This is a genomic window from Homoserinibacter gongjuensis (assembly GCF_030161875.1).
In the GTDB taxonomy this organism is placed as follows: Bacteria; Actinomycetota; Actinomycetes; order Actinomycetales; family Microbacteriaceae; genus Homoserinibacter; species Homoserinibacter gongjuensis.
Map to the genome: position 1 here is coordinate 1,110,249 of NZ_BSVA01000001.1, position 23,939 is coordinate 1,134,187.

The following is a 23,939-nucleotide window of genomic DNA, read 5'->3' on the forward strand; positions in this document are numbered from 1 at the left end:
ACGCGGGATGTCCGACACCGCAAACACCCGACCGACCCTCGCCGCCGTCGCGGCGCGGGCGGGCGTGTCGGCCTCCACCGCATCGCTCGTCTTCAGCGGGCGCGGTCCCGTGGCGGATGCGACGCGCGCCCGGGTGCTCGAAGCCGCGGCCGAGCTCGACTTCGCGGGGCCCGACCCGACGGCCCGCTCGCTGCGCCGCGGCCGCACCGGCGTGATCGGCGTCGTCACCGAAGACAGCCTGGGCGACGCGTTCCGCGACCCCATCAACCTCGCACTGCTCGACGGGCTGGGCGACGAGCTCGCCGACGAGGGGTACGGCCTGCTGGTGCTTCCCTGGGCGCCCGGGTCGAGCGTCGACCTCGCGGCGGCGCCGATGGATGCCGCGATCCTGCTCGGCTGCAGCGCCGACCTCGCGCACTCCGTCGAGGTGCTGCAGCAGCGCCGCATCCCGCTCGTCGCGATCGAGGCGCCCGAGCTGCCGGGTGTGGTGCCGATCGACCTCGACAACGCCGAGGCCGCCCGCCACGGCGCCGAACTGCTGCGCGAGCTCGGGCACGAGCGGGTCGCTCTCGTGACCCTGCCGCTCGACGTGGACCGTACGCGCGGGGCGCTCACCCCTGAACGCGAGGCGGCGGCGACGGCCTTCACGGCATCCGAGCGCATTCGCGGAGCGCGCGCGGTGTTCCCGGATGCCGGGGGTGTCTCGGCGGGCGGCAGCACCGTCGGCGAGGGTTACGCCGCCGGTCAGGCGCTCCTGCAGGTGCCGGATGCCGAGCGGCCGACCGCCGTGATCGCGCAGTCCGACCTGCTGGCGGCGGGTGTCATCCGCGCCGCCGAGGAGCTCGGCATCGCGGTGCCGGATGACCTCAGCGTGCTGGGGTTCGACGGCATCCGCCTCGACGGCATCACCTCGCACGCGCTCACGACCCTCGTGCAGCCCGCCGTCGAGAAGGGCCGGGCCGCGGGGCGCGCGGTGCGGGCCGCGCTCGCCGGCGACACCCCGGATGCCGTGACCCTCACCTCGGAGCTGCGGCGCGGGGCGACGGTGGCGGCACCCCCGCCGCCGGGTGGTCAATCGCTGTAGCGTTACGCGTTCTCGGCCTGGCGCCGACGCATGCGCGCCAGTTATTGACCGAGCGCGCCAGCAATGCCTGATGCGGAAGGGAAGACGCTGCAGCGTTTGACCCCACCGCAGGGCGCGCGGCGGCGGCGCGCGGCGGCGGCGCGCGGCGGCGGGGAGGGCGGGCGGCGGCGGGGAGGGCGCCGCGTCAGGCGTGTGCGGCCGCCAGCCGGTCGAAGGCGGCATCGAGTTCCGCGTTCACGACGCGACGCGACGCATCCGCGCGGTACCAGTCGGCGATCTCGCGGGCGCCCTCGGCGAACGGGGTCGTCGCGACCCAGCCCGGCACGAGCGTCTTGATGCGGGTGTTGTCGAAGAGCACGGAGTGGGCCTTGTCACCCACGAGCCCCGGACCCATGTCGGGGATCTCGCGTGCGATCGCATCCGAGGCCACGTGCACGATCTCGGGCTCGACGCCGAGGGCGCGGCCCAGCAGCCGGGTGATCTCGTCCCAGGTGAGCGACTCGTCGCCCGTGATGTGCACGGGGCTGCCGATCGCATGGGGGTTGCCGAAGAGGCCGACGAACGCGCGCGCGAAGTCGCGGGCGTGGGTGAGGGTCCACCAGCTCGTGCCGTCGCCGTGCACGATCACGGGCTTGCCGTCCAGCATGCGCTGCAGGGTGGTCCAGCTGCCCTCGAGCGGGATGAGGCTCGCGTCGTAGGTGTGCGAGGGGCGCACGATCGTCATCGGGAAGCCGGCGTCGCGGTAGGCGCTGACGAGCACGTCTTCGCACGCGATCTTGTCGCGCGAGTACTGCCAGAAGGGATTGCGCAGCGGCGTCGACTCCACGATGGGCAGCTGTGCGATCGGCTTCTGGTACGCGGATGCGGAGGAGATGAAGAGGTACTGCGCGGTCCGCGGCCCGAAGAGGGCGACATCCGCCTCGACCTGCTCGGGCCGGAAGGCCCGGAAGTTGGCGACGACATCGAACTCTCGGTCGCCGACGGCGGATGCGACCGACGCCGCGTCATCCGCGTCGCCGATGAGCACCTCGGCCCCGTCGACGGGCGGGCGCTTGGTCGAGAGCCCCCGGTTGAGCAGGGTCACCTCGTACCCGCGCTCGATCGCGAGCCGCGACACCGAGGAGCTGATGATGCCGTTGCCGCCGACGATGAGCACCCGCTGCGCTGCCATGTCGTCAGCCTACGCATCCGGTTTGGGGAGGAGTCAGCCGCGCGGCATAGGGTGAGTTCATGACCGACGAGGCTCCCGCCGCCGCCGTCGACGCGAACCCGCACAACGCATCCGGGATCGCCCTCGACGAGCTCGACCCCGCCATCCGTCCACAGGACGACCTCTTCCGGCACGTCAACGGCACGTGGATCGCGCGCACCGAGGTCCCCGCCGACAAGGCGCGCTACGGCTCGTTCTATCTGCTTGCCGAGGCCGCCGAGCTCGCCGTGCGCGAGATCATCGAGGAGGCCCAGGGCGCCGACCCCGGCACCGAGGAACGCAAGATCGGCGACCTCTACGCGAGCTTCATGGACACCGAGCGCATCGAGGCGCTCGCCTGGGAGCCCATCCGCGCCGAGCTCGCCGAGGTCGCGACGATCGATGACATCCCGGGCTTCCTGCGTGCCCTCGGCGCCTTCGAGCGCACCGGCGTCGGCGGGTTCTTCGCCGCCTTCGTCGACAACGACCCCGGCGACCCCGAGCGCTACCTCGTGTTCCTCGAGCAGGCCGGCCTCGGTCTGCCGGACGAGTCGTACTACCGCGAGGAGAAGTTCGCCGACATCCGTGCGGCCTACCTCGCCTACCTCGAGCGGATGCTGACGCTCGCCGGGTTCGACAAGTGCCCCAAGCGCGCTGCCCGGGTGCTCGACCTCGAGACCGCCATCGCCTCCCACCACTGGGACAACGTGCGCACGCGCGACAGCCAGGCCACCTACAACCCCATGTCGTGGACGGATGCGGCCTCGCTCGCGAAGGACGTGCCGCTCGACGCCTGGCTCGACGCGCTCGGTGCTCCCGAGGGTGCCTTCGACACGGTGGTCGTGCGCGAGCCGAGCTTCATCGAGGGCCTCTCGGAGCTGCTCGTCGAGGAGCGCCTCACCGCATGGCGCGACTGGCTGCGCTTCCAGCTCATCCGCTCGGTGGCGCCCTACCTGCACGAGGAGGTCGTGCAGACCAACTTCGACTTCTACGGCACCACCCTGCAGGGCACCCCGGAGCTGCGCGCGCGGTGGAAGCGCGGTGTGAGCCTCGTCGAGGGCGCGATGGGTGAGGCCGTCGGCAAGGTCTACGTCGAGCGGCACTTCAGCCCCGGCGCCAAGACCGCGATGGACGAGCTCGTCGGCCACCTCATCGACGCCTACCGCGACTCCATCGAGACCCTCGAGTGGATGACCGACGAGACGCGCGAGCGCGCCCTCGAGAAGCTCGGCAAGTTCACGCCCAAGATCGGCTACCCCGCGAAGTGGCGCGACTACTCGGCGCTCACGGTCGACGCATCCGACCTCGTCGCGAACGTGCGCGCCACCGCGGCGTTCGAGTTCGCGCGCGAGCTCGGCAAGATCGGCAAGCCGATCGACCGCGACGAGTGGTTCATGACGCCGCAGACCATCAACGCGTACTACAACCCCGGCTTCAACGAGATCGTGTTCCCCGCGGCGATCCTGCAGTACCCGTTCTTCGACGAGAACCGGGATGCCGCCGCCAACTACGGCGCGATCGGCGCCGTGATCGGCCACGAGATCGGCCACGGCTTCGACGACCAGGGTTCGCGGTTCGACGGCGACGGCCGGCTCACCGACTGGTGGACCGAGGCGGATCGCGCTGCGTTCGAGGAGCGCACCTCGAAGCTCATCGCGCAGTACGACGCCCTCGAGCCGGCGCAGCTGCCCGGCCACCACGTCAACGGTGCACTCACGATCGGCGAGAACATCGGGGATCTCGGCGGCCTGGGGATCGCCTGGAAGGCCTACCTGCTCTCGCTCGCCGGCCAGGAGCCGCCCGTGGTCGACGGCCTCACCGGTGCCGAGCGCTTCTTCCTCAGCTGGGCGCAGGCGTGGCAGATCAAGGTGCGCGACGAGGAGGCGCTGCGACTGCTGTCGATCGACCCGCATTCGCCGAATGAGTTCCGCTGCAACCAGATCGTCCGTAACCTGGACGTGTTCTCCGAGGCGTTCGGGCTCACGCCCGCCGACGCGCTCTGGCTCGCTCCCGACGACAGGGTCACCATTTGGTAGATGCCCCCGTGCTCACCGGTCGGCGCGCGCGTGTGCAGGAGGCACGTGCGCCGCGCCACCGTTCCGAGCGCGCGGAACCGAGCTTCTCGGGCACCTTCCAAGCCCTCGGCGAGCTCGCGTACAGCGGGGCACAGGTGTCGGCGTCGGCGATCGACCTCGACTCCGACGAGCGCATCGTGTCGATCGACGACCGCATCGTGCTGCCCACGGCATCCGTGGGAAAGATCCTGCTGCTCATCGAGGTGTCGGCGCGCCTCTCGGAGCAGGCCGTGCCGGCCATCGAGGTACTCGCCAAGACGTCGAAGGATGCGGTGGGCGACTCGGGGCTCTGGCGGCACCTGCAGGCGCGGTCGCTTCCGCTCGCGGATGTCGCCACCCTCGTGGGCGCGACGAGCGACAATCTCGCCACGAATGTGCTGCTGCGCGAGGTCGGACTGGACGCCGTGCGGGCCCGCACGGAAGACCTCGGGCTGCTGCGCACGGCCCTGCTCGATCTCGTGCGCGACACTCGCGGACCGGACGACGCGCCGCAGCTCTCGGTGGGGTCGACGGCGGAGCTCTCGTGGCTGTTCGCTGCACTCGCCCGCGGCCAGGTGGTCGACGCGCTGACCTCGTCGCGGGTGCTCGGGTGGCTGTCGCTCAATACCGATCTGTCGATGGTCGCGAGCGCGTTCGGCGTCGATCCGCTCTCGCACCGCGGGGTCGACCACGGGCTGCAGCTCGTCAACAAGACGGGCACGGATGTCGGGGTGCGGTCGGAGGCCGGCATCCTGCGCGGGCCGCGGCGTGGCATCGCCTACGCCGTGTCGGTGCAGTTCAGCGACCGTTCGATCGCCGCGCGCCTGCGGGTGCTCGAGGCGCTGCGGGTGACGGGGTTCGACCTGCTCGAGTACGTGCACTGAGCGGTCGGGGCCGCTTTCAGGTCCTCCCGGGCGGGTGTTCTACCCCCGTTGTCCACAGTTCGCGCGGAGGGGCTTGCGCCCCCGTCCGGGGGCTCTAAGTTGAGCCTTGCCCCGGTCGGTCCGTACCCGCGGAATCCCACCTGCCCGGTGCGTGCAACACCTGAAACATCCCCCCGATAACCCCCACATCGCTTACCCCCGTCTCGGGCGCATCCCACTCGAGGCCGCCCTGCCTCCGGCGCACGCCTTTCCGGCCCGCCTGTCGTCGGGCTGTCCCGACGCGCCCGAGAGGGAGGTGCGCGCCCGTGCGCCGCCATACGTGCGGGTCCTCCCTGCAAGGACATCACCGTGCTCAAGAAGATCTCGGCGACGCTTGTCGCCTTCGTACTCGCTCTCGGCCTCTCCCTCGTCATCGCCCCGGCTTCCGCGGTCGCAGACGAACAAGCCTCCCCCGACCAGCACCTCGCCCTCGGATACTCCGACGCAGCTCGTGCCGAGCGAGCCGGCAGCCGATCCGGCCGCCGACTCCGCGCCGACTCCTGACCCTGCGCCACCCGCCGACCTCGCGCCGAGCCTCGCGCCCCCGCCGGGCCCAGCCCCGCAGGGCCCCGCTCCCGCTCAAAGCAGGACGTTCTCGCAGAGCGCCGCCTCGAGCAGTTACCCCACCAACCCCCGCCTCTTCGGCGTCGCGCTCTACGTGTACAAGAAGGTCGACGCGGGCGCGCCCGCGGCCTGGGAGAACTCCGGCCCCCAGCGGCTCCTGATCTCGCGCGTCGACAACCCGAGCGAAGACGCCAATACCTGGTACACCTCCATCTCCCCCTCGCTGCTGCCTGCGGATGTCTGCGGCGCGGGCTGGGGCGTGCAACAGGACAAGGTGTCGTTCACCGGAAGCTTCACCTTCCCGTCGACGATCACGCCGCCCGACGACAACATCGGCTGGCCGCCGCTCTACGACGCCCAGCACCAGGAGCTCTCCGAGCTCGTGACGGTGCCCGCGTGTCCGCCGCCGTCCTACCCGAGCTGCATCCCCACCTCGTCGGTCAGCTACACCTACGACGCGACGACCAACAGCGGCGTCATCACCGTGCCCGACCCCGCCGGTTCGACCGGTGAGCTGTGCACGCCGTTCTGGGTGACGGCGACGAGCTGGAAGTACCTCGGCAGCAGCACCTGGATCCAGAAGCTCGATCAGGTGCAGCAACTCGGCAAGATCTCCACGCCGGGCAGCTACCCGTACTCCGCCGCCGTCACGTGCGGTCAGGGCGACATCTACGCCTCCTTCCGCGGCGACGATGCGACCCTGACGCCCACGCCGTACCTGTACGGTCCCGACAACCCCTTCAACGAGCACTTCCTGCACGAGATGGGATTCAGCGGTCCGACGCCCACCTACATGCAGACCAAGCTCGGCTGCAACGAGCTGTCCGTCGCGCCCACCAGTGCGCCGGCGAGCTGCACCGCGCAGGGCGGCTACTCGCTGCCGACCGTCGACCACGTGCGCTGGCTCCGCGACGGCACGCCTGTGCCGGCGGGCGACTACACCGCCACGACGGGAAGCACCGTGACGATCACGGCGATCGCCGACGAGACCTTCGTGCTGCCGGGGGAACGCAGAACCCGACGACGCACGAGTGGTCACGCAGCTGGACGTTCAGCTTCCCCGCGGCGACCGGATGCGCGGTGCCGCAGCTGGTCGGCTCGATCACCGCACAGTGCGTGAACGACGTGCCGATTCTCGGCTACTCGGTCACCCTCGTCGACCCCGACCACCAGTCGACGGGTGACGAGGCCGTGCTCAGCCTGACCGACGGAACGAACACCTACGTCTTCGACCCCGCGCTCGGCACGATCCACGACGGTGAGACCCTCACGGGTAGCCGCCTCTGGCCGGGTGCGAGCGTCGACGGTGACGGCAACCCCACGGGCTGGCCCGGCTGGGAGTTCACCGGCGGCAGCTGGCAGGAGACCACCGGCAACTTCGCCTGGACCCGCGCCGACGGACTCACCGCCGTGATCAGCGTCAATCCCGAGCTCGGGGTCACCGTGACCTACCCGCCGGGCGACCCGTCGTGCATGACCCGCCCGCCGCAGGACCCGCCGACCCTCGGGCTCTTCCCCACCAACGCACAGCTGTCGACGCAGTGCACGGTCGACGGGCGCGGCGTGCTGACGCTCGGCCTCGTCGAGGAGTGTCGTTCTTCGACGACGTCAACTACTTCATCGACGGCGTGCCGGCGACGAGTGCGACGGTCTACCTGAACCCGGGCAGCTATCGGGTCACGGTGACGACGAAGAACGCCGCCGACGGCCTCGACGGGCCCACGGCGTGGCAGTTGAACGTGACAGGCACCGGCGTGTGCGGTGAACTGACGACCCTTGCCCTCACGGGGGTCGAGTCCGGTTACCTCGCCGTCATCGCCGGCCTGCTGATCGCCGCTGGTGCGTCGATCGTCGTGATCCGCCGGGTACGCCCGGGCGCGTGAGAACCCGGGTCCCGTCCGCTGCAGGGGCGGACGGGACCCGGTCCACGTGGCGCGGGGCTGCGTGCCGCGGATGCGGAGCCGCGCCCCGCGGTGCTGCGGATGCGGCTCAGGCGCTCGCCGCGTCGTCCGCGGTCGCGGTGCCCGCCTCCGGGCGCTCGACCTCGACGCCGTAGACGGCCCCGAGGCCCGCCGCGAACTCCTCGAGCCGCCCCTGCGTGGCGAGCTCGCGCGCCCGCTCGGACGGACCGTGCACGAGCACGCCGGCGAAGTGACGGAGCGCCGATTCGACAGCGCCGTCGTCGCCGCGGGCGCGGGCCCGGGCGATCTCGGACTCGAGCAGCGCATCCACGTGCCGCCGCAGTGCGACGATCGCGGGCGCCGCCGCAGCATCCGCGGCGAAGCCGGCCGCGGCATCCCCGACGAGGGCGTGCGCGGGACCCGCGAGCTCGGGAACCGGTGCGTGCAGCGCGAGCAGCTCGAGGTCGATGAGCTCGACGTCGGGCAGCTCACCTACCTGGGGGTCGACGTTGCGGGGCAGGCCCAGGTCGATCACGAGCAGGCGGTGACCCGCGGGGATGTCGGAGGGCGCGATCGTGTAGCGCGAGGTGCAGGTGATGACGACATCGGCGTCGGCGAGGGCGGCACCGAGCTCGTTCTCGGCCCGCACGCCGTACTTGGCCGCGAACATCGCGGCCCGGCCGGTCGCGGAGTACGTCCGCAACGCGCGTGCGCCGCGGGCCTGCAGCGAGGCGATCGTCGTCGCCGCGTAGCGGCCCGTGCCGACGATCAGCACGCGGGCCTGCGACCAGTCGGGGATGCGCGCCGAGGCGAGGTCGAGGGCGAGCCGCGCGACGCTGCGATCGGCGCGGCTCTGATCGGCCACGCCGCGCACGGTGCGCGAGGTGCGCGCCGCCTGCTGGAACAGCCGATCCAGCGGCGCGCTGACCGTGCCGGCTGCGCGGGCATCCTGCGCCGCGCGCTGCACCTGGCCCGCGATCTCCTCCTCGCCCACGACCATCGACTCGAGGCCCGCCGTCACGGCGAACAGGTGCCGCACGGCGCTCTCGCCCAGGTGTGCATCGGCGCTCGCGCGCAGCAGTTCGGCGTCGGCGGGGAGTGCTCGGCGAGGGCCGCGACGACCGCCTCGGTGGCCACCGCATCCGGGGCCGCGAGCGGGTCGTCGAGGTCGAGGTACACCTCGAAGCGGTTGCACGTCGCGAGCACGACAGCGCCGCGCACGAACTCGAGGGCGGCGAGCCGACGGGATGCCGCGGGCGCTGAGGTGTGCGAGATCCGGTCGAGGAGCTCGAAGTCGGCGTTGCCGTGGTTCGCCGTCAGACAGAACAGCACGTGCTCCATCGTAACGAGCGGCTTCCGAGTGTCCCCCGAGGATCGCGATGCGAGGATGGACGGGTGCTTCCCGCCTCGCATCCCCTCACCGACGGCCGCACCGCGGCATCCGACTTCGTGCGGGCCGTGCGCGGCGAGCGCACCGAGCGCACACCCGTGTGGTTCATGCGTCAGGCGGGCCGCTCACTGCCGGAGTACCGCGCCGCCCGCGAGGGCACCGACATGCTCGAGGCCTGCCTCACCCCGCGCTCGCGGCCGAGATCACGCTGCAGCCCGTGCGCCGACACGGGGTGGACGCCGCGATCCTGTTCAGCGACATCGTCGTGCCGGTGCTGCTCGCGGGCGTCGACGTGCGGATCGTGCCGGGCCGCGGTCCCGTGCTCGACGAGCCCATCCGCACGGCGTCCGACGTGCTGCGACTGCGACCGATCGATCCGGATGCGCTCGCGCCGATCTCCGAGGCGGTGCGCCTGACCGTGGCCGAACTCGGCAGCACACCGCTCATCGCCTTCGGAGGCGCGCCGTTCACTCTCGCCTCCTACCTCGTGGAGGGCGGGCCCTCGAAGGATCAGCTGCGGGCCCGCTCGCTCATGTACAGCGACCCGCACGCCTGGGCGGCGCTGCTCAACTGGTGCGCCGACGTGACGGGCGCCTTCCTGCGCGCGCAGGTGGAGGCGGGGGCGAGCGCCGCACAGCTGTTCGACTCGTGGATCGGCTCGCTGTCGCGCCGCGACTACCAGCGACGGGTGGCGCCGCATTCGAAGCGCGCCCTCGACGCCCTTCGCGGCCTCGAGGTGCCCAAGCTGCACTTCGGCGTGGGCAGCGGTGAGGTGCTCGACCTGCTGCCGGGGCTCGGGGTGGATGCCGTGGGCGTCGACTGGCGGATCCCCCTCGACGAGGCGAGCGCGCGGCTGGGCGGCGGCGTGCCGCTCCAGGGCAACATCGATCCGGCCCTGCTCGTGGCGCCCTGGCCGGTGCTGCAGGCGCACGTCGAGGACGTGCTCGACCGCGGCCTCGCGGCCCCCGCGCACATCGTCAATCTCGGACACGGGGTGCCGCCCGAGACCGACCCCGAGGTGCTCACCCGCGTGGTGGAGTTCGTGCATGCCCGCTCCTGACCGCGTGATCGTCGTGGGCGGCGGGGTCGCCGGCCTCGTCGCGGCGCGCGAACTCGTGCTCGCGGGCCGCGAGGTCGTGCTCCTGGAGAGCTCGGACCGACTCGGCGGCCAATTGACGTCGCATGCCGTTGCCGGCATCCAGCTCGACGCCGGGGCCGAGGCGTACGCGCAACGGGGTGACGACATCCCGCGCCTGCTGCGCGCCCTGGGGCTGCACGACGACATCGTGACGCCCGTCGAGGCGCCGGCCTGGCTGCATCGCGCCGACGGCAGCGCCGTGCCGCTTCCGGCCACGAGCCTGCTCGGCATCCCCGGGGTGCCCCTCGCGCGCGACGTGATCGAGGCGATCGGCATGCGGGCCGCCCTGCGCGCCCAGCTCGACAATCTGCTGCCGGGTCTCGTCGCGGCGCGTGCGGAGACCGTCGAGCAGCTCGTGCTGCGCCGGATGGGGCGCGGAGTGCTCGACGGCCTCGTCGCCCCCGTCGTGCGGGGTGTGCATTCGACCTCGCCCGCCGAGGTGCAGGTGGAGCAGGTCGCACCCGGGCTGCGTGCTCTCATGCTGAGCGCGGGCAGCCTCGCCGCGGCCGTGCGGGCCCGGCGGGCGAAGGCCCCGGCCGGCTCTCTCGTCGCCTCGCTGCGGGGCGGACTGTTCCGTCTCGTCGACGCGCTCGTGCACGATCTCGACCGCTTCGGCGTCGAGGTGCGCACCGGCGTCGAGGTGGTCGCCGCCGACGGCGACGGCGTGACCACGAGCACGGGCGAGCGGCTTCGGGGCGAGGTCGTCATGGCGGCACCGCTCGGGGTCGATGCGCCGCGCACCCGGGTGACGGTCGTGACTCTCGCTCTCGATGCGCCCGAACTCGCGGATGCGCCGCGCGGCTCGGGCGTGCTCGTCGCGCAGGGCGTTCCCGGGGTGGCGGCGCGCGCCCTCACCCATCTCTCCGCGAAGTGGCGATGGCTCGCCGAGGCGACCCCGCTGCAGCTCGTGCGGCTCTCGTACGACGACGGTGTCGAGGTCACGCCCGAACTCGCGCGCCGCGATGCGGAGGCGCTGCTCGCGACCCCGCTGCCGCATCCGGTCGACACCGCGACCGTGCGCTGGGAGCGCACCGGACGCCGCAGCGACCCCGCACATGCCATTGACGGAATGCGTCGGGTGGGGAGGCTGAATCCGGCACCGGTCTCGCCGCCGTCGTCCCATACGCCCGTTCGGTGATCGACGCAATCCCCTCCTCGGTCGAGGGGGCGAGGGTTAGTCTGGATCGGAGCCCAGGTCACCCCACCGCGCCAGCGGGTCGCGGAGAACGGAGCACCATGAAAGGCAAGATCCTCTTCCTCGCCGGACTCGGCGTGGGATACGTGCTCGGCACACGCGCGGGACGCGAGCGCTACGAGCAGATCAAGGCGACGGCATCCCAGTTCTGGAACGCGCCTGTCGTGCAGCGCCAGGTCGACACCGTGCAGGACTTCGTGAAGGACAAGGCGCCCGAGGTCGTGGAGTTCGTCGCCGACGGCGCCAAGAAGGTGGCCGCGCAGGTGTCGGGCCGCGACAGCACCAAGACGAGCACGCGCCGCAGTTCGTCGAGTTCGAGTTCCTCGGGCTCGCGGTCGACCGCCAAGAAGCCCGCGAGCGGCTCGAAGAAGTCGTCGGGTTCCAGCTCCTGAGCGGCGCGCGATGACCGACCCCGCAGCAGAACCGAAGCCGCGCAAGCGCTCGCTGTTCGAGTTGCTCGCGAGCCTGCCCGAGCAGGTTCAGACGCTCGTGCACCGCGAGATCGAACTCGTCAAGACCGAACTCGTCGAGAAGCTCAAGGCGATCGGCACCGGAGCAGGGCTCCTGCTCGGCGCCGTGATCGTCTTCCTCTTCTTCATCGGCGTGCTGTTGACGCTCGCGATCATCGGGCTCAGCGCCGTGTTGCCGGCGTGGGCTGCCGCGCTCATCGTGGCGGGCGTGCTGCTGCTCGTCGCGGTGATCCTCGGACTCGTCGGCTATCGCATCCTCATGCGAGGCATCCCGCCCGTGCCCACTGAATCCATCGCATCCATCCAGAAGGACATCTTCGCCATCAAGGGCGAGGGGAGACGAGGTACCGATGAGTGACGCCACCTCGGCCGCCAAGGCCGCTGCGACCCAGGCCCGCCACCAGCTGGCCGACACCCTCGACGAGCTCGAGGACAAGTTCAACGTGCCCAAGCGCACGGGCGAGCTCGTCGAGAAGGCGAAGGTCGCCTACAAGAAGAACCCCGTGCCGTGGATCGTGGGCGGTGCGGCCGTCGCGATCGTCGCGGTCGGCCTCGTGGCGTGGGCGATCTTCGGCGGCGACGACTGACCCTCGATTAGCTCCCTGCGGGTGATGGGGGTAGGATAGACGGGTGACGTCCTCGCCCTCCGTCTCACCCGATAACGAGCCCACCGGCTTCACCCTGTGGGCGGTGTGGCGTCGGGACCCCGCGTCGCGCGGACCGGTCGACACAGTCGGATTGGCGGATGCCGTCGCCGCGGTCGAGGCGAGCGGCGTGACCGTGCGCGGCCTCTACGACGCCTCGGGACTGCGCGCGGATGCCGACCTCGTGGTGTGGCTGACGGGCGACACGGCCGAGGCGCTGCAGGCGGCCCTGCGCGTGCTGCGCCGCGTTCCGGCGATCGCGGCCCTGCTGCCGACCTGGAACGTGCTCGGCACGCACCGGCCTGCGGAGTTCTCCCGCGGTCACGTGCCCGCGTTCCTGCGCGGCCTCCCGCCCAAGGGCTGGCTCACGATCTACCCCTTCGTGCGCAGCTACGACTGGTATCTGCTGCCCGACGAGCAGCGCAGCGCGATGCTCTCCGACCACGGACGCAAGGGTGCGCAGCATCCGAGCGTGCAGGCGAACACGGTCGCGAACTTCGCGCTCGGCGACTACGAGTGGGTGCTCGCGCTCGAGGCGGATGATGTGGTCGACACGGTCGATCTCATGCGGCACCTGCGCAAGACCGAGGCCCGCCTGCACATCCGTGAAGAGGTACCGTTCTTCACCGGTCGCCGCATCGGCGTCGACGAGGTGGCCGAGGTGCTCGGATGACGATCACCAACGGAGTCGGCGCGCCGGCGGTGCTCGCCGCCACCCCTGCGGCGCAGCAGGGGCCGGAGCATGTCGAGCAGCCCGTGGCCTACGACGCCATCGTGCTCGCGGGCTTCGGCGGCCCCGAGGGGCAAGACGACGTCATCCCGTTCCTGCGCAACGTGACGCGCGGTCGCGGCATCCCCGACGAGCGGCTCGAGGAGGTGGCGCACCACTACCGTCACTTCGGCGGCGTGAGCCCCATCAACCAGCAGAACCGCGACCTCAAGGCCGCCCTCGAGGCCGAGCTCGCCTCGCGCGGCATCGACCTGCCCGTCATCTGGGGCAACCGCAACTGGCAGCCCTACCTCGCCGAGGCACTCGAGGAGGCCCACGCGCGCGGCTTCCGCACCCTGCTCGGCCTCGCCACGAGCGCCTACTCGAGCTTCTCGAGCTGCCGGCAGTACCGCGAGGACTTCGCCATGGCGCTCGAGCAGACCGGGCTCACGGGCGAGCTGCGCATCGACAAGGTGCGGCAGTTCTTCGACCACCCCGGCTTCGTGACGCCGTTCGTCGAGGGGCTGCGCGAGGCGCTCGCGGGGCTGGCCGAGCGCGGCATCGCGGAGGGCGGCATCCGCGTGCTCTTCGCGACGCATTCCATTCCCACGGATGACGCGCTGCGTTCCGGCGACCGTCGGGTCGACTACGGCCCGGGCGGCGCCTACGCGGCGCAGCACCTCGCGGTCGGCGAGGCCGTCATGCGCGAGCTCGGCTCCGCCGTGCCGTGGCAGCTCGTGTACCAGAGCCGTTCAGGCCCGCCCACCCAGCCCTGGCTCGAGCCCGACGTCAACGACGTCATCGCGGGTCTCGCGGATGAGGGGGTCACCGCGGTCGTGATCGTTCCGCTCGGCTTCGTGTCGGATCACATGGAGGTGCTCTGGGACCTCGACACCGAGGCCGTGGAGACCGCCGAGCAGCATGGGCTCATCGCGGTGCGCACCCCGACGCCCGGCACGCATCCGGCCTATGTCGCGGGACTCGTCGACCTCGTGCTCGAGCGCGTGCACGGCACCGCGACGGCCGAGCGTCCGGCGCTCACCGAGTACGGGCCGTGGTTCGACGTCTGTCGCCCGGGATGCTGCGAGAACGTGCGTGCGGGCTTCAAGCCGGCGATCGCGGGGGTGGCACCGTGAGCGCACTGCGGCTGGGAACGCGGGGCAGCGCTCTCGCGATGGCACAGGCAGGTGCTGTGGCCAAGCGGCTCGGCGCCGAGCTCGTGGCGATCGAGAGCGAGGGCGACCGCTCGAGTGCGCCGCTCGCCGACCTGGGAGGCGCCGGCGTGTTCGCCGCGGCGCTGCGGGAGGCGCTGCTCGCGGGTGAGGTCGACGCCGTCGTGCACTCCTACAAGGACCTCCCGACGACGCCGCTGCCGGGGCTCACCGTGGCCGCCGTGCCGAAGCGGGCCGACGCGCGCGATGCCCTCTGCACCTCGGCCGGTCGCGACCTCGACAGCCTTCCCGAGGGCGCACGGGTCGGCACGGGGTCTCCGCGCCGCCGCGCCCAGCTGCTGAGCCGCCGCCCCGACCTCGAGGTGGTCGACATCCGCGGCAACATCGACACGCGGCTCGGTCGCCTCGACAGCGACGACCCGGAGCGCCGACTCGACGCGATCGTGCTCGCCGCCGCGGGCCTCGAGCGCCTCGGTCGCCTCGACGCCGCCACCGAGGTGCTGAGTCTCACCTCGTGGCCGACCGCGCCCGCCCAGGGCGCGCTCGCGGTCGAGACCCGCACGGGCGACGAGAAGCTCGTGGCGAAGCTCGAGCACAGGCCCAGCAGGCTCGCCGCGGAGGCCGAGCGCGGCGTGCTCGCGCGGCTCGAGGCCGGATGCGCGGCCCCGCTCGGCGCGACGGCGCTGTTCGACGACGGACTGCTGTTCCTCTCGGCGCGGGTCTACGCGCTCGACGGCTCGGCGCAGTTGACCGCATCCCACGCCCTGTACCCCGAGGACGCACGCGACCCCGCCGGCGAGCTCGCCGCACGGGTGGCCGACGAGCTGCTCGCGGCCGGCGCCGCCGACCTCGCCCCGCTCGGAGGAGGCCGCCCGTGAACGCGCCCGGCACGAAACCGACCAAGCCGCTCTCGGGCTGGCGCGTGCTCGTGCCGCGCGGCGGCAAGTGGGGCGACTCGGTCGCGGCGGCCCTGCGCGGCCACGGCGGCATCCCCGTGATCGCACCGCTCATCAACTTCGCCTCGAGCGACGACCCGACGACCCTCGCGAACGCCCTGCACGAGCTGCAGGACGGCCAGTTCTCGTGGCTCGTCGTGACGAGCGCCACGACCGTCGACGTGCTCAACGGACAGCGCGTGAAGGTGCCGGAGAACACCCGGATCGCGGCCGTGGGCGAGACGACGGCATCCGCGTTGCAGCTCGCGGGGTACCGCGTCGACTTCGTGCCGACCTCCGACAACTCGGCGCGCGGGCTCGTCAAGGAGTGGCCCGACCCGGCCGCCGCCGGTCGCGTGCTCGTGCCGCAGTCCGACCTCTCCGACCCGACGCTCGTGGCCGGGCTCACCAAGCTCGGCTTCGACGTGGAGTTCGTGACGGCCTACCGCACGGTCGGCGTGCCGGTGTCGCCGGATGTGGCGCGCGACGTGGCGTCCGGGCGCATCCGCGCCGTGCTGGTCACCTCCGGCTCGGTCGCCCGGCAGGTGGCCGAGCAGCTCGCGCCGCTGCCGAAGGAGACCGTCGTCGCGTGCATCGGCCCGCGCACCGCCTTCGACACGCGTGCCGCCGGCCTGCCGGTGCACGTCATCGCCGAGGAGCGCAGCACCGAGTCGCTCATCGAAGCCCTCATCGAGTATGCGGAGGCCGGATGAACGGCGCGCCCGTGATCCGCCCCCGTCGCCTCCGGCAGAGCGCAGCCTGGCGTCGCCTCACGCAGCAGACCCGCGTGGAGGCCGCGCAGCTCGTGCTGCCGATGTTCGTGGCCGAGGGGTCGACGAGCCTCGACCCATCGCTTCCATGCCGGGTGTCGTGCAGCACTCGCTCGACTCGTTCCGCGCCGAGCTGCAGCGGGCGGCGGAGGCGGGCATCGGCGGCGTCATGCTCTTCGGGGTTCCGGAGCGCAAGGATGCCGTGGGCTCCGGGGCGACCGAGCGCGACGGCATCCTCAACGTCGCGACCCGGGTCGCCGCACGCGAGGTGGGTGATGCCCTCGTCGTGCAGACCGACCTGTGCCTCGACGAGTTCACCGACCACGGCCATTGCGGCGTGCTCGACGACGCCGGCCGGGTCGACAACGATGCGACGCTCGTGCGCTATCGCGAGATGGCGATCGCGCAGGCCGAGGCCGGCTCGCAGCTCGTCGGGCTCTCGGGGATGATGGACGGTCAGGTCGCGGCGGTGCGTGCGGCGCTGGATGCCGCGGGGGCGCACGGGGTGCCGACCCTCGCCTATGCGGCCAAGTACGCATCCGCCTTCTACGGGCCGTTCCGCGAGGCCGTGCAGTCGTCGCTGCGGGGTGACCGCCGCACGTACCAGCTCGACCCCGCCAATCGTCGCGAGGGCGCCCGCGAGGTGGCGCTGGATGTGGCGGAGGGCGCCGACATCGTGATGGTGAAGCCCGCCATGAGCTACCTCGACGTGCTCGCGGATGCCGCAGCCGCCTCGCCGGTGCCGGTGTGGGCGTATCAGGTGTCGGGGGAGTACGCGATGATCGAGGCCGCCGCCGCGAACGGTTGGATCGACCGCGATCGCGCCGTCGACGAGTCGCTCACCTCGATCGTGCGGGCGGGGGCCGAGGTCGTGCTGAGCTACTTCGCGATCGAGGCCGCCAAGCGCTGGGAGCGCGCGTGAACTCGCCCGTCTCGAACGAGGCCGCCTTCGCGCGGGCGCAGGCCGCGCTGCCCGGCGGCGTGAACTCGCCCGTGCGCGCCTACGGTTCCGTCGGGGGCACGCCGCGCTTCCTCGTGTCGGCACGCGGGGCCACCGTCACGGATGTCGCGGGGCGCGAGTACGTCGACCTCGTGGCGTCGTGGGGTCCGGCGCTGCTGGGGCACGCGCATCCGGAGGTCGTGGCCGCCGTGCAGCACGCCGCCGCGCGTGGACTCTCGTTCGGCGCCTCGACGCCCGCCGAGACGGAGCTCGCCGAGCTCGTGCGCGATCGGCTCGGGCCCGCGAGCGGCGTCGAGAAGGTGCGGCTCGTGTCGACGGGCACCGAGGCGACGATGACCGCGATCCGTCTCGCGCGGGGCGCGACCGGGCGCGATCTCGTGATCAAGTTCGCCGGCCACTATCACGGCCACTCCGATGGGCTGCTCGCCGAGGCGGGATCCGGCGTCGCCACGCAGGGGCTGCCCGGCTCGGCCGGGGTTCCCGCACCCATCGCGGCTCAGACCCTCGTGCTGCCCTACAACGACCTCGAGGCGGTGCGCACGGCGTTCGCAGCGCATCCGGGTCGCATCGCGGCCGTCATCACCGAGGCGGCCGGCGCGAACGCGGGCGTGCTCGCGCCCGAGCCGGGCTTCAACCGTGCGCTGCTCGAGCTCGCGCACGCCGAGGGGGCGCTGCTCATCCTCGACGAGGTGCTCACGGGTTTCCGCGTCGGACCGGCCGGCTGGTGGGGGCTCGAGGGGGCCGGTGAGGGCTGGGCGCCCGACCTCTTCACCTTCGGCAAGGTCATCGGAGGCGGCATGCCGCTCGCCGCGCTCGGCGGTCGTGCCGCCCTGCTCGATCAGCTGGCGCCGCTTGGCGCGGTGTACCAGGCGGGCACCCTCTCGGGGAACCCGCTCGCCGTGGTCGCGGGCCTCACGACGCTGCGCCTCGCCGATGCCGCCGTCTATGCCCACGTGGACCGTGCCGCGGATGCCGTGGCCGGCTGGGTCTCCGAGGCGCTCGCTGCCGAGGGGTCGCCCACGTGATCCCGCGCGCCGGCAGCCTGTTCTCGATCGCGTTCCGTGAGGGGCCGGTGCGCGACTACGCCGACGCGAAGACGCAGGAGGCGTGGCGGTATCCGCCGTTCTTCCACGCGCTGCTCGAGGCGGGCGTCGCGGCGCCCCCGAGCGTGTTCGAGGCGTGGTTCCTCACCGCCGCGCACGACGACGCGGCGCTCGAGCGCGTGCGTGCGGCGCTGCCGGCCGCCGCGCGGGCTGCAGCACGGGCCGTGCAGGGGTGACGCCGGGTCGCGTACCCACCGCTGATTGAGGAGCGGCGCAGCCGCGCACCCACCGCTGATTGAGGAGCGGCGCAGCCGCGTCTCGAAATCAGCCCCTCACAACGTCGCCAGCGCCGCCGCGAGGAACACCACCGCGACGAGCGGCGCCGCACCCTGTACGAGTGCGGCGCGCAGCATCCGGCGGTTCGAGGTGAGCAGCACGAGCGCCGCGAGCACCATGCTGACGCACACGAAGAGGGCGAGCACGAGGCCCGCGAGCTGCAACCCCGACCAGAGCAGCACGAGTGCCACGACCACACCGAGGGCGAGGAACAGGTTGTAGAAGCCCTGGTTGTAGGCCATCGGGCGCAGCGTCTCGGCGTCGGCGGCGCTCTTCACCCCGAAGGTGCGGGGCGCGTCGACTCGGAGGTCCAGAGCACGCTCTCGAGCAGCCAGATGTAGACGTGGATGAGCGCGGCGATACCCGCGAAGAGCGACCCGATGACGAGAACGGCGGTGTTCATCGCCTCAGTCTTGCACTCGCACGACGGTGCGCCCCCGCGTGTCGCCGCTGAGGATGCGACTTGCGTAGGCGGGCACCTCGTCGAGCGCGATCTCGGTCGTGAGGCTGTCGAGCAGCCCGGTGTCGAGGTCGCGGGCCAGACGCTCCCACACCCGCGCGCGGGTGGCGAGCGGGGCCTCGACCGAGTTGATGCCGAGCAGCGAGACGCCGCGCAGGATGAACGGCATGACGGTCGTGACGAGTTCGGCGCTCTCGACCAGTCCGCAGCTCGCGACCGCGCCGCCGTAGCGCGTCTGGGCGAGCAGGGTCGCGAGGGTCGTGCCGCCGACCACGTCGACGGCTCCCGCCCAGCGGCTCGCCTGCAGGGGCTTGCCCGCCTGCTGCAGCTCGCCGCGGTCGAGGAGTTCGGATGCGCCGAGCCGTTCGAGGTAGCCGCGGTCGTCGGGGTGCCCGGTGGCGGCCGTGACCTGGCATCCGGACGCCGCGAGCAGCATGACCGCGATCGACCCGACGCCCCCGGTGGCGCCCGTGACGACGATGTCGCCGTCGGGCAGCCCGGCGCGCTCGAGGGCGAGCACCGCCTGCGCGGCAGTGAACCCAGCGGTGCCGATCGCGGCGGCGCGGCGCATGCCGAGCGTCGCGGGCACGCGCACGAGCGACGCGGAGGGCACCCGGGCGCGCGTCGAGTAACCACCATTGCGGGTTTCGCCGAGCCCGGCGCCGGTCAGCACGACCTCGTCGCCGCGTTGCCAGCGCTCGTCGCTCGACTCGACCACCGTGCCCACCACGTCGATGCCGGGAATGAGCGGCGAGATGCGGGCGACGCCGCGGTCACCACGTAGGGCGAGGCCGTCCTTGTAGTTGAGGCTCGAGTAGGCGACGTCGAGCAGCACCTCGCCCTCGCCCAGCTCGGTCTCGGCCACCTCCACGAAGCCGACCGTCACGCCGTCGTCGCCGCGGGTCATCTGCAGTGCGCGCACCATGCCCCGAGCCTATGCACACCGCGCGCCGCGCTGAACCGGCCCCTCGTGGGTCGTCGACAGACCGCTGGTTGAGGAGCGGCGGAGCCTCGTCTCGAAACCGGCACCTCGTGAATCGTCGGCTTCGAGACGCGGATCGCTGCGCGATGCGCTCCTCAGCCACCTCGGCAGACCGCGGGGGCGCAGCTCAGTCGGCGACCGCGACGTCGAGCTTCTGGATGCGGGGGCGCGCCGTCGGGGTCATCAGGATGCCGCAGCGCAGCGTTCCGTGCGCACCATGCAGTTCCCAGCGGGCGCGGGCCGGCGTCTCGTGCTCGAGGTCGCCGACGGTCACGACTCCACCGATGCCGGCGACGAGCGCGGCGAGCGCCGCGGCCCGCCGCTCGAGGGGCGCATCGAGCGCGACGCAGTCGTCGAGCAGCTCCGCATCCGGAAGCACTCCGCTCGCGAAGGCCGCACGCGCCGCCTCCGCGGCCGCGACCGTCTCGGGCCACGGAGCGAACGCAGGCGGCGTCGGTTCGGCGGGCATCGCCTCGGGGGCGCCGAACGCCGCCGAGAACACGGCCTGCGTGAGCCCGGTGAGGCCCGTGTACGTCGCGTTCTCGAACACGACCGCGCCGAGCTGCGAACCGTGCTCCCACTCCATGCGCGTCGTGAAACCCGGATAGCCGCCGCTGTGACCGACGAAGAGCCGACCGCCCCCGTCGGCGCGCACCATGAGGCCGAGGCCGTAGGCAGACCACGCCCCATCGCCCGCGGTGTCCCCCGCGATCGCGGTCGCCGGACGCCGCATCCGCTCCACGAGGTGCGCCGGCAGCACCGCGCCCGCGTCGATCGCGCCCGAGAGCACGCCGCACCAGCGCGTGAGGTCGGCCACGGTGCTGAACAACCCGCCGATCGGCGAGAACGCACCGGGACCGCTGAAGGGCAGCGGCTCCCATCCGGCGGGCCCGGGCCGGTACCCGGTCATGGTGTTGCCGACGGAGGCGTCGAAGCCGGTTCCCGTCAGGCCGAGCGGCTCGAGCAGCCGCGTCTCGACGAAGCGGCGATACGGCATCCCCGCACGCACGCCGAGGATGCGGCCCACGATCGCGTAGCCGAGGTTCGAGTACTCGAAACGCGCCCGGGCAGGCCACGCGGTGCGCACGCCGCGGGCAAGCAGCTCGGCGAACGCGGCATCCGACAGCGGCTCCTGCCGGTCGCCCCACGGATCGTCGGTCGGGAACCCGGCGCGCATCGTGAGCGCGTCGCGCAGGGTCGCCGCGGGGCCGTCGGGGCCCAGGATGCGCACGGGCACGTCGAGCGCGTCGGCGAGCGGCTCGTCGAGGTCGACCACGCCGTCCTCGGCGAGCAGCAGCGCGGCGGCCGCCGTGAAGCTCTTGGTGCACGACGCGATGCGGAACGCGGTGCGCGCGGCATCCGCCTCGGCCATCCCGCCGCCCCGCACGTGCACCAGCCGTCCGTCGTCGAAGACGCCCCAGGCGTGTGCGGGCGAGACCGCACCGAGGCGCGGCGCGAGGTGGACGGCGAGCAGCTCCGTGAGGATGTCGGGAGTCACCCCACCATCCTGGCCCGCCGAGCGGTCGCGACGAGACGCGACGCCGCTCAGCCGGCAGCGGGCCGTGCCGAGAGCCGCAGGGTGGCCCGGAACGGCTCCGGCGCGGTCACCTCCACACCGCCCGCGAGCAGCTCGTCGAGCGACACCCGCACGAGCACCGTCGAGGCCGGCTCGCCGTCGAGGTTGCCCGAGCACGACTCCGGCGACCAGTTGCCGGAGTTCTGCAGCCGCAGCGTCAGCACGACGTCGTTCTCGGCCGCGATCGTGCCCTCGAAGGTTCCGGATGCCTGGATCACGCCGTCGGCGTCGCACGGGTCGAGGGTGCGCGTGAGGTCGACGCCCGCGTGCCCGACGACGATGCGCGCCTCCGAGAGATACGAGTGGGTGTAGCCCTGCGCGTGCAGCGAGTAGCTGAGCGTCACGTCGACCCCGGGAACCTGCACGAGCCCCCGGCCCACCAGGCGTCACGGTCGGCGAAGCCCCAGACGACATGGGCGCCGTCGGCGGCGGTGAGCTCGAGCTCGGCGCGATACACCTCGCCCGCGCACAGCCCCGAGATGCTCACCGGCAGGGCGGCGCTCGCCGCGGTGCCGGCACGCGCCGAACCGCTCACCTCGAGCACGGCATCATCCGAGCCGCACCGCGGAGCGGCGACTCCGGCCGCCCCGGTCGTGAGCCGCATCGTGTAGTCGACGTCGCGGTCGACCTTGAGTGGGAACGTCGCCGAGGTCGAGCTGCGGCCGCCCGGGTCGGCCACCGTCCACAGGGCATCGAGGTCGACCTGCGGCAGCTCGGGGCGCACGTACTCGGGCGCGACATCGACCGTGGGCGTCACGTTCCAGCTCGCCCGGCCGTTGCTCGCGCCCTGCTCCCAACCCACCGAGAGCTCCGCCGTGCCGGCGCCGCCGTCGAGCGGCACGACGTACCGATCACGTGTGGGGACCTCGCACGTGCCGCGGCATCCACCGTCGCGCGCGGGCAGCAGCACCCGCGTCGGGGGCCCGTCGGCACCTGCCACGCGCGGCGTGAAGGTCGCCACGAGATCGCCCGAGAAGCCCACATCCCACAGCCGCTCGCCGGTGGACTGCACGCCGCCGCTGCGCAGCGAGCCCGGGCCGCACAACTCGGCGGGCAGTCTCAGCTCGCCGCCGGGGCGCCACGAGACGGGGATGCCGCACTGCGTGCCCTCCACGCTCGCGAACCCGATCCGGATCGACTCGAGCTCGTCGGGATGGCCGCGGATGGCGTCCACGCTCGCACTCGGAAGTACGCGGTCGGGGTTCTGCAGCATCGCGGAGGACTCGAAGATGGGCTGCTCGCGCTGCCAGCTCGGAGCCGAGCCTGCGGGGTACCAGCGCACGCAGACGAGGGCGGTCGAGCCCTCCGGAAGCACGAAGGTCTGCACGCGCTTGCGGGTGTAGTCGGCGCGGATGTTGCGCTCGACGAGCGTGTCGGCGTCGGTCTCGGCCTCGACATCGGTAAGCGGCCAGAGCGACCGCGATCCGCTGTCCGGGATCGCACAGCTGGGCTCGGCGGCGTCATCGACGAGGATCACGCGTGCCTCTGCCGATTGGTCGCGCGTGTGCGGCGCCGCGACGAACACGAGGTTCTCGCCCATCGTCGTGATCTGCGCACCCGGGCGCACGGGCGCGCCCGCCGAGTTGAAGCGCAGCGTGTGCGGCTCCGAGACGCGGTCCATCACGTCGACGCCCGAGACGACGGCGGTGTAGACCGTGTCGGGTTCGATGCCCGGCAGCGTGAGGCAGTGCCGCGGCATGCCGATCACCGAGAAGGGGTCGACGCCGTCGGCGATCGCCTGCTGGAACCCGGCGATGTCGGAGGCCGAGCTCTCGATGCCGTCGACCACGAGCTCCTCGTCGGGGCGCGCGCTCGGCCAGTAGCGCACCGTGAAGGTGCCGGGCACGGTCGAGACGATGCCGAACTGCACCTCGTCGGATGTGGGCGTCAACCCGTCGCAGTAGATGCTGCCGCCCGTCGGGTTGCCGTGCTCGAGGAACTGCTCGCGGGTGGGAGGAAGGCCTGGCCGCCGGCCCGGAAGTCGACGACGCTCGTCGTGGCGAGCACGGTCGACATGAGTCCGTCGGGGCAGTCCTCGCCCGGTTCGCCCTCCCGCGGGGCGCACGGATCGCCCCCGGCGGTGTCGCCATCCGCGTCGGCATCGCGCTCCATGAGCGTGAAGACCGGATCGGCCGCGTCGGCGAGCGTGTCGATGAGCGCGGTGAGCGCGGGGTCGATCGCTTCGGGGTCGGAGGCCGGCAGCGTGATCTCGCGCTCCGCGACGGTCTCGCTGACGGGCGCCTCTGCGGTTTCGCCTGCGGGCTCGTCGGACGGATGCGGTGGCTCCGGCACCGGGGCGAGCACCGGCACGACGACGGTTCCGCTGGGAACCGCCACGGCATCCGGTGTCGCGAGGGCGCGGCCGAGCAGGGTCGCGGCGACCCCGACGGCGAGTGCCGCCACGATCGCGAGCGCGGGAACGAGCCACTTGGGAACGGTCATG

General features: G+C 72.5%; 25 protein-coding genes and 3 pseudogenes. 18 read left to right on the forward strand and 10 right to left on the reverse strand.

From position 1 onward, the window contains the following. Window positions 1–7 precede the first annotated feature (7 nt). A complete protein-coding gene (locus QQK29_RS06065; protein ID WP_284298650.1) occupies window positions 8–1,084 on the forward strand; it encodes a LacI family DNA-binding transcriptional regulator in 1,077 nt (358 codons plus the stop codon). A gap of 184 nt (window positions 1,085–1,268) precedes the next feature. On the opposite strand, the gene QQK29_RS06070 is transcribed toward QQK29_RS06065, so the two are convergent. Beyond that, a complete protein-coding gene (locus QQK29_RS06070) occupies window positions 1,269–2,255 on the reverse strand; it encodes an NAD-dependent epimerase/dehydratase family protein (protein ID WP_284298651.1) in 987 nt (328 codons plus the stop codon). A 59-nt stretch (window positions 2,256–2,314) separates the two neighbouring features. Here QQK29_RS06070 and QQK29_RS06075 point away from each other — a divergent pair, with 59 nt between their 5' ends. The 6 genes from QQK29_RS06075 (at window position 2,315) to QQK29_RS06100 (ending at window position 7,697) form a co-directional block, all read left to right on the forward strand. Then, a complete protein-coding gene (locus QQK29_RS06075; RefSeq protein WP_284298654.1) occupies window positions 2,315–4,309 on the forward strand; it encodes a M13 family metallopeptidase in 1,995 nt (664 codons plus the stop codon). An 8-nt stretch (window positions 4,310–4,317) separates the two neighbouring features. Continuing rightward, window positions 4,318–5,211 (forward strand): serine hydrolase, encoded by an 894-nt coding sequence (locus tag QQK29_RS06080; RefSeq protein WP_284298656.1) that lies wholly within the window; start codon window positions 4,318–4,320, stop codon window positions 5,209–5,211. Window positions 5,212–5,559: 348 nt separating this feature from the next. Then, a complete protein-coding gene (locus QQK29_RS06085) occupies window positions 5,560–5,754 on the forward strand; it encodes a hypothetical protein (protein WP_284298658.1) in 195 nt (64 codons plus the stop codon). Continuing rightward, the gene (locus tag QQK29_RS06090; protein WP_284298661.1) at window positions 5,702–6,934 is read left to right on the forward strand and encodes a hypothetical protein; all 1,233 of its coding nucleotides are present in this window, start codon (window positions 5,702–5,704) and stop codon (window positions 6,932–6,934) included. Before QQK29_RS06085 ends, QQK29_RS06090 begins: the two co-directional genes overlap by 53 nt. Then, the gene (locus tag QQK29_RS06095) at window positions 6,895–7,473 is read left to right on the forward strand and encodes a cell wall protein (RefSeq protein ID WP_284298663.1); all 579 of its coding nucleotides are present in this window, start codon (window positions 6,895–6,897) and stop codon (window positions 7,471–7,473) included. The genes QQK29_RS06090 and QQK29_RS06095 overlap by 40 nt, the downstream gene beginning before the upstream one ends. Beyond that, a complete protein-coding gene (locus tag QQK29_RS06100; protein ID WP_284298665.1) occupies window positions 7,404–7,697 on the forward strand; it encodes an LPXTG cell wall anchor domain-containing protein in 294 nt (97 codons plus the stop codon). Before QQK29_RS06095 ends, QQK29_RS06100 begins: the two co-directional genes overlap by 70 nt. A gap of 106 nt (window positions 7,698–7,803) precedes the next feature. Here the strand turns inward: QQK29_RS06100 and QQK29_RS06105 are convergent, their stop codons facing one another. Continuing rightward, complete coding sequence (locus QQK29_RS06105) at window positions 7,804–8,754, reverse strand: glutamyl-tRNA reductase (protein ID WP_284298668.1); 951 nt, start codon at window positions 8,752–8,754, stop codon at window positions 7,804–7,806. After that, window positions 8,733–9,047, reverse strand: a complete 315-nt coding sequence (locus tag QQK29_RS06110) for a hypothetical protein (RefSeq protein WP_284298670.1) — start codon at window positions 9,045–9,047, stop codon at window positions 8,733–8,735. Before QQK29_RS06110 ends, QQK29_RS06105 begins: the two co-directional genes overlap by 22 nt. Before the next feature lie 63 nt (window positions 9,048–9,110). Here QQK29_RS06110 and hemE point away from each other — a divergent pair. From hemE to QQK29_RS06165, 11 genes and pseudogenes are all read left to right on the forward strand, one after another. Beyond that, a pseudogene (gene hemE, locus QQK29_RS06115) lies at window positions 9,111–10,165 on the forward strand (uroporphyrinogen decarboxylase). Further along, window positions 10,152–11,381: a protoporphyrinogen/coproporphyrinogen oxidase gene (locus QQK29_RS06120; RefSeq protein ID WP_284298672.1), complete on the forward strand. Its 1,230-nt coding sequence runs from the start codon at window positions 10,152–10,154 to the stop codon at window positions 11,379–11,381. The pseudogene hemE and the gene QQK29_RS06120 overlap by 14 nt, the downstream one beginning before the upstream one ends. Window positions 11,382–11,479: 98 nt before the next feature. Next, the gene (locus QQK29_RS06125; RefSeq protein ID WP_284298674.1) at window positions 11,480–11,830 is read left to right on the forward strand and encodes a YtxH domain-containing protein; all 351 of its coding nucleotides are present in this window, start codon (window positions 11,480–11,482) and stop codon (window positions 11,828–11,830) included. Window positions 11,831–11,840: 10 nt separating this feature from the next. Further along, window positions 11,841–12,266 carry a phage holin family protein gene (locus QQK29_RS06130; protein WP_284298676.1) on the forward strand — a complete coding sequence of 142 codons (426 nt, stop codon included), beginning with the start codon at window positions 11,841–11,843 and terminating at the stop codon, window positions 12,264–12,266. Then, a complete protein-coding gene (locus QQK29_RS06135) occupies window positions 12,259–12,495 on the forward strand; it encodes a DUF3618 domain-containing protein (RefSeq protein ID WP_284298678.1) in 237 nt (78 codons plus the stop codon). Before QQK29_RS06130 ends, QQK29_RS06135 begins: the two co-directional genes overlap by 8 nt. A gap of 43 nt (window positions 12,496–12,538) precedes the next feature. Then, window positions 12,539–13,225 carry a hydrogen peroxide-dependent heme synthase gene (gene hemQ, locus QQK29_RS06140; protein WP_284298680.1) on the forward strand — a complete coding sequence of 229 codons (687 nt, stop codon included), beginning with the start codon at window positions 12,539–12,541 and terminating at the stop codon, window positions 13,223–13,225. Further along, window positions 13,222–14,397, forward strand: a complete 1,176-nt coding sequence (locus QQK29_RS06145) for a ferrochelatase (protein ID WP_284298682.1) — start codon at window positions 13,222–13,224, stop codon at window positions 14,395–14,397. Before hemQ ends, QQK29_RS06145 begins: the two co-directional genes overlap by 4 nt. Continuing rightward, entirely contained in the window at window positions 14,340–15,311 is a 972-nt protein-coding gene (gene hemC / locus QQK29_RS06150) for a hydroxymethylbilane synthase (protein WP_284298684.1), read from the forward strand. The genes QQK29_RS06145 and hemC overlap by 58 nt, the downstream gene beginning before the upstream one ends. After that, a complete protein-coding gene (locus QQK29_RS06155) occupies window positions 15,308–16,081 on the forward strand; it encodes a uroporphyrinogen-III synthase (RefSeq protein WP_284298686.1) in 774 nt (257 codons plus the stop codon). The genes hemC and QQK29_RS06155 overlap by 4 nt, the downstream gene beginning before the upstream one ends. Further along, a pseudogene (gene hemB / locus QQK29_RS06160) lies at window positions 16,078–17,060 on the forward strand (porphobilinogen synthase). Before QQK29_RS06155 ends, hemB begins: the two are co-directional and overlap by 4 nt. Further along, window positions 17,057–18,378: pseudogene (locus QQK29_RS06165) on the forward strand (glutamate-1-semialdehyde 2,1-aminomutase). The pseudogenes hemB and QQK29_RS06165 overlap by 4 nt, the downstream one beginning before the upstream one ends. Window positions 18,379–18,474: 96 nt before the next feature. On the opposite strand, the gene QQK29_RS06170 reads toward QQK29_RS06165, so the two are convergent. The 7 genes from QQK29_RS06170 to QQK29_RS06195 all read right to left on the reverse strand — a co-directional run bounded on the left by QQK29_RS06170 (window position 18,475) and on the right by QQK29_RS06195 (window position 23,938). Then, window positions 18,475–18,756, reverse strand: coding sequence for a DUF1304 family protein (locus tag QQK29_RS06170; protein ID WP_348533824.1), 282 nt, complete (start codon window positions 18,754–18,756; stop codon window positions 18,475–18,477). Then, the gene (locus tag QQK29_RS17850; RefSeq protein ID WP_348533825.1) at window positions 18,753–18,881 is read right to left on the reverse strand and encodes a DUF1304 family protein; all 129 of its coding nucleotides are present in this window, start codon (window positions 18,879–18,881) and stop codon (window positions 18,753–18,755) included. Before QQK29_RS17850 ends, QQK29_RS06170 begins: the two co-directional genes overlap by 4 nt. Window positions 18,882–18,885: 4 nt before the next feature. Next, window positions 18,886–19,863 carry an MDR family oxidoreductase gene (locus QQK29_RS06175; RefSeq protein WP_284298688.1) on the reverse strand — a complete coding sequence of 326 codons (978 nt, stop codon included), beginning with the start codon at window positions 19,861–19,863 and terminating at the stop codon, window positions 18,886–18,888. 184 nt (window positions 19,864–20,047) lie between these two features. Beyond that, on the reverse strand, window positions 20,048–21,418 hold the full coding sequence (locus tag QQK29_RS06180; protein WP_284298690.1) for a serine hydrolase domain-containing protein: 1,371 nt from the start codon (window positions 21,416–21,418) through the stop codon (window positions 20,048–20,050). A 47-nt stretch (window positions 21,419–21,465) separates the two neighbouring features. After that, complete coding sequence (locus QQK29_RS06185; RefSeq protein ID WP_284298692.1) at window positions 21,466–21,876, reverse strand: hypothetical protein; 411 nt, start codon at window positions 21,874–21,876, stop codon at window positions 21,466–21,468. Continuing rightward, the gene (locus QQK29_RS06190) at window positions 21,837–23,387 is read right to left on the reverse strand and encodes a hypothetical protein (protein WP_284298694.1); all 1,551 of its coding nucleotides are present in this window, start codon (window positions 23,385–23,387) and stop codon (window positions 21,837–21,839) included. The genes QQK29_RS06185 and QQK29_RS06190 overlap by 40 nt, the downstream gene beginning before the upstream one ends. Continuing rightward, on the reverse strand, window positions 23,384–23,938 hold the full coding sequence (locus QQK29_RS06195) for a hypothetical protein (RefSeq protein ID WP_284298696.1): 555 nt from the start codon (window positions 23,936–23,938) through the stop codon (window positions 23,384–23,386). Before QQK29_RS06195 ends, QQK29_RS06190 begins: the two co-directional genes overlap by 4 nt. Window position 23,939: the final 1 nt, after the last annotated feature.

Coding starts and splice junctions, on each gene's coding strand:
- QQK29_RS06065 (WP_284298650.1), top strand. CDS start 8: ATGTCCGACACCGCAAACACCCGACCGACCCTCGCCGCCGTCGCGGCG.
- QQK29_RS06070 (WP_284298651.1), bottom strand. CDS start 2,255: ATGGCAGCGCAGCGGGTGCTCATCGTCGGCGGCAACGGCATCATCAGC.
- QQK29_RS06075 (WP_284298654.1), top strand. CDS start 2,315: ATGACCGACGAGGCTCCCGCCGCCGCCGTCGACGCGAACCCGCACAAC.
- QQK29_RS06120 (WP_284298672.1), top strand. CDS start 10,152: ATGCCCGCTCCTGACCGCGTGATCGTCGTGGGCGGCGGGGTCGCCGGC.
- QQK29_RS06125 (WP_284298674.1), top strand. CDS start 11,480: ATGAAAGGCAAGATCCTCTTCCTCGCCGGACTCGGCGTGGGATACGTG.
- QQK29_RS06130 (WP_284298676.1), top strand. CDS start 11,841: ATGACCGACCCCGCAGCAGAACCGAAGCCGCGCAAGCGCTCGCTGTTC.
- QQK29_RS06135 (WP_284298678.1), top strand. CDS start 12,259: ATGAGTGACGCCACCTCGGCCGCCAAGGCCGCTGCGACCCAGGCCCGC.
- QQK29_RS06145 (WP_284298682.1), top strand. CDS start 13,222: ATGACGATCACCAACGGAGTCGGCGCGCCGGCGGTGCTCGCCGCCACC.
- hemC (WP_284298684.1), top strand. CDS start 14,340: ATGCTGCGAGAACGTGCGTGCGGGCTTCAAGCCGGCGATCGCGGGGGT.
- QQK29_RS17850 (WP_348533825.1), bottom strand. CDS start 18,881: ATGAACACCGCCGTTCTCGTCATCGGGTCGCTCTTCGCGGGTATCGCC.
- QQK29_RS06175 (WP_284298688.1), bottom strand. CDS start 19,863: ATGGTGCGCGCACTGCAGATGACCCGCGGCGACGACGGCGTGACGGTC.
- QQK29_RS06195 (WP_284298696.1), bottom strand. CDS start 23,938: ATGACCGTTCCCAAGTGGCTCGTTCCCGCGCTCGCGATCGTGGCGGCA.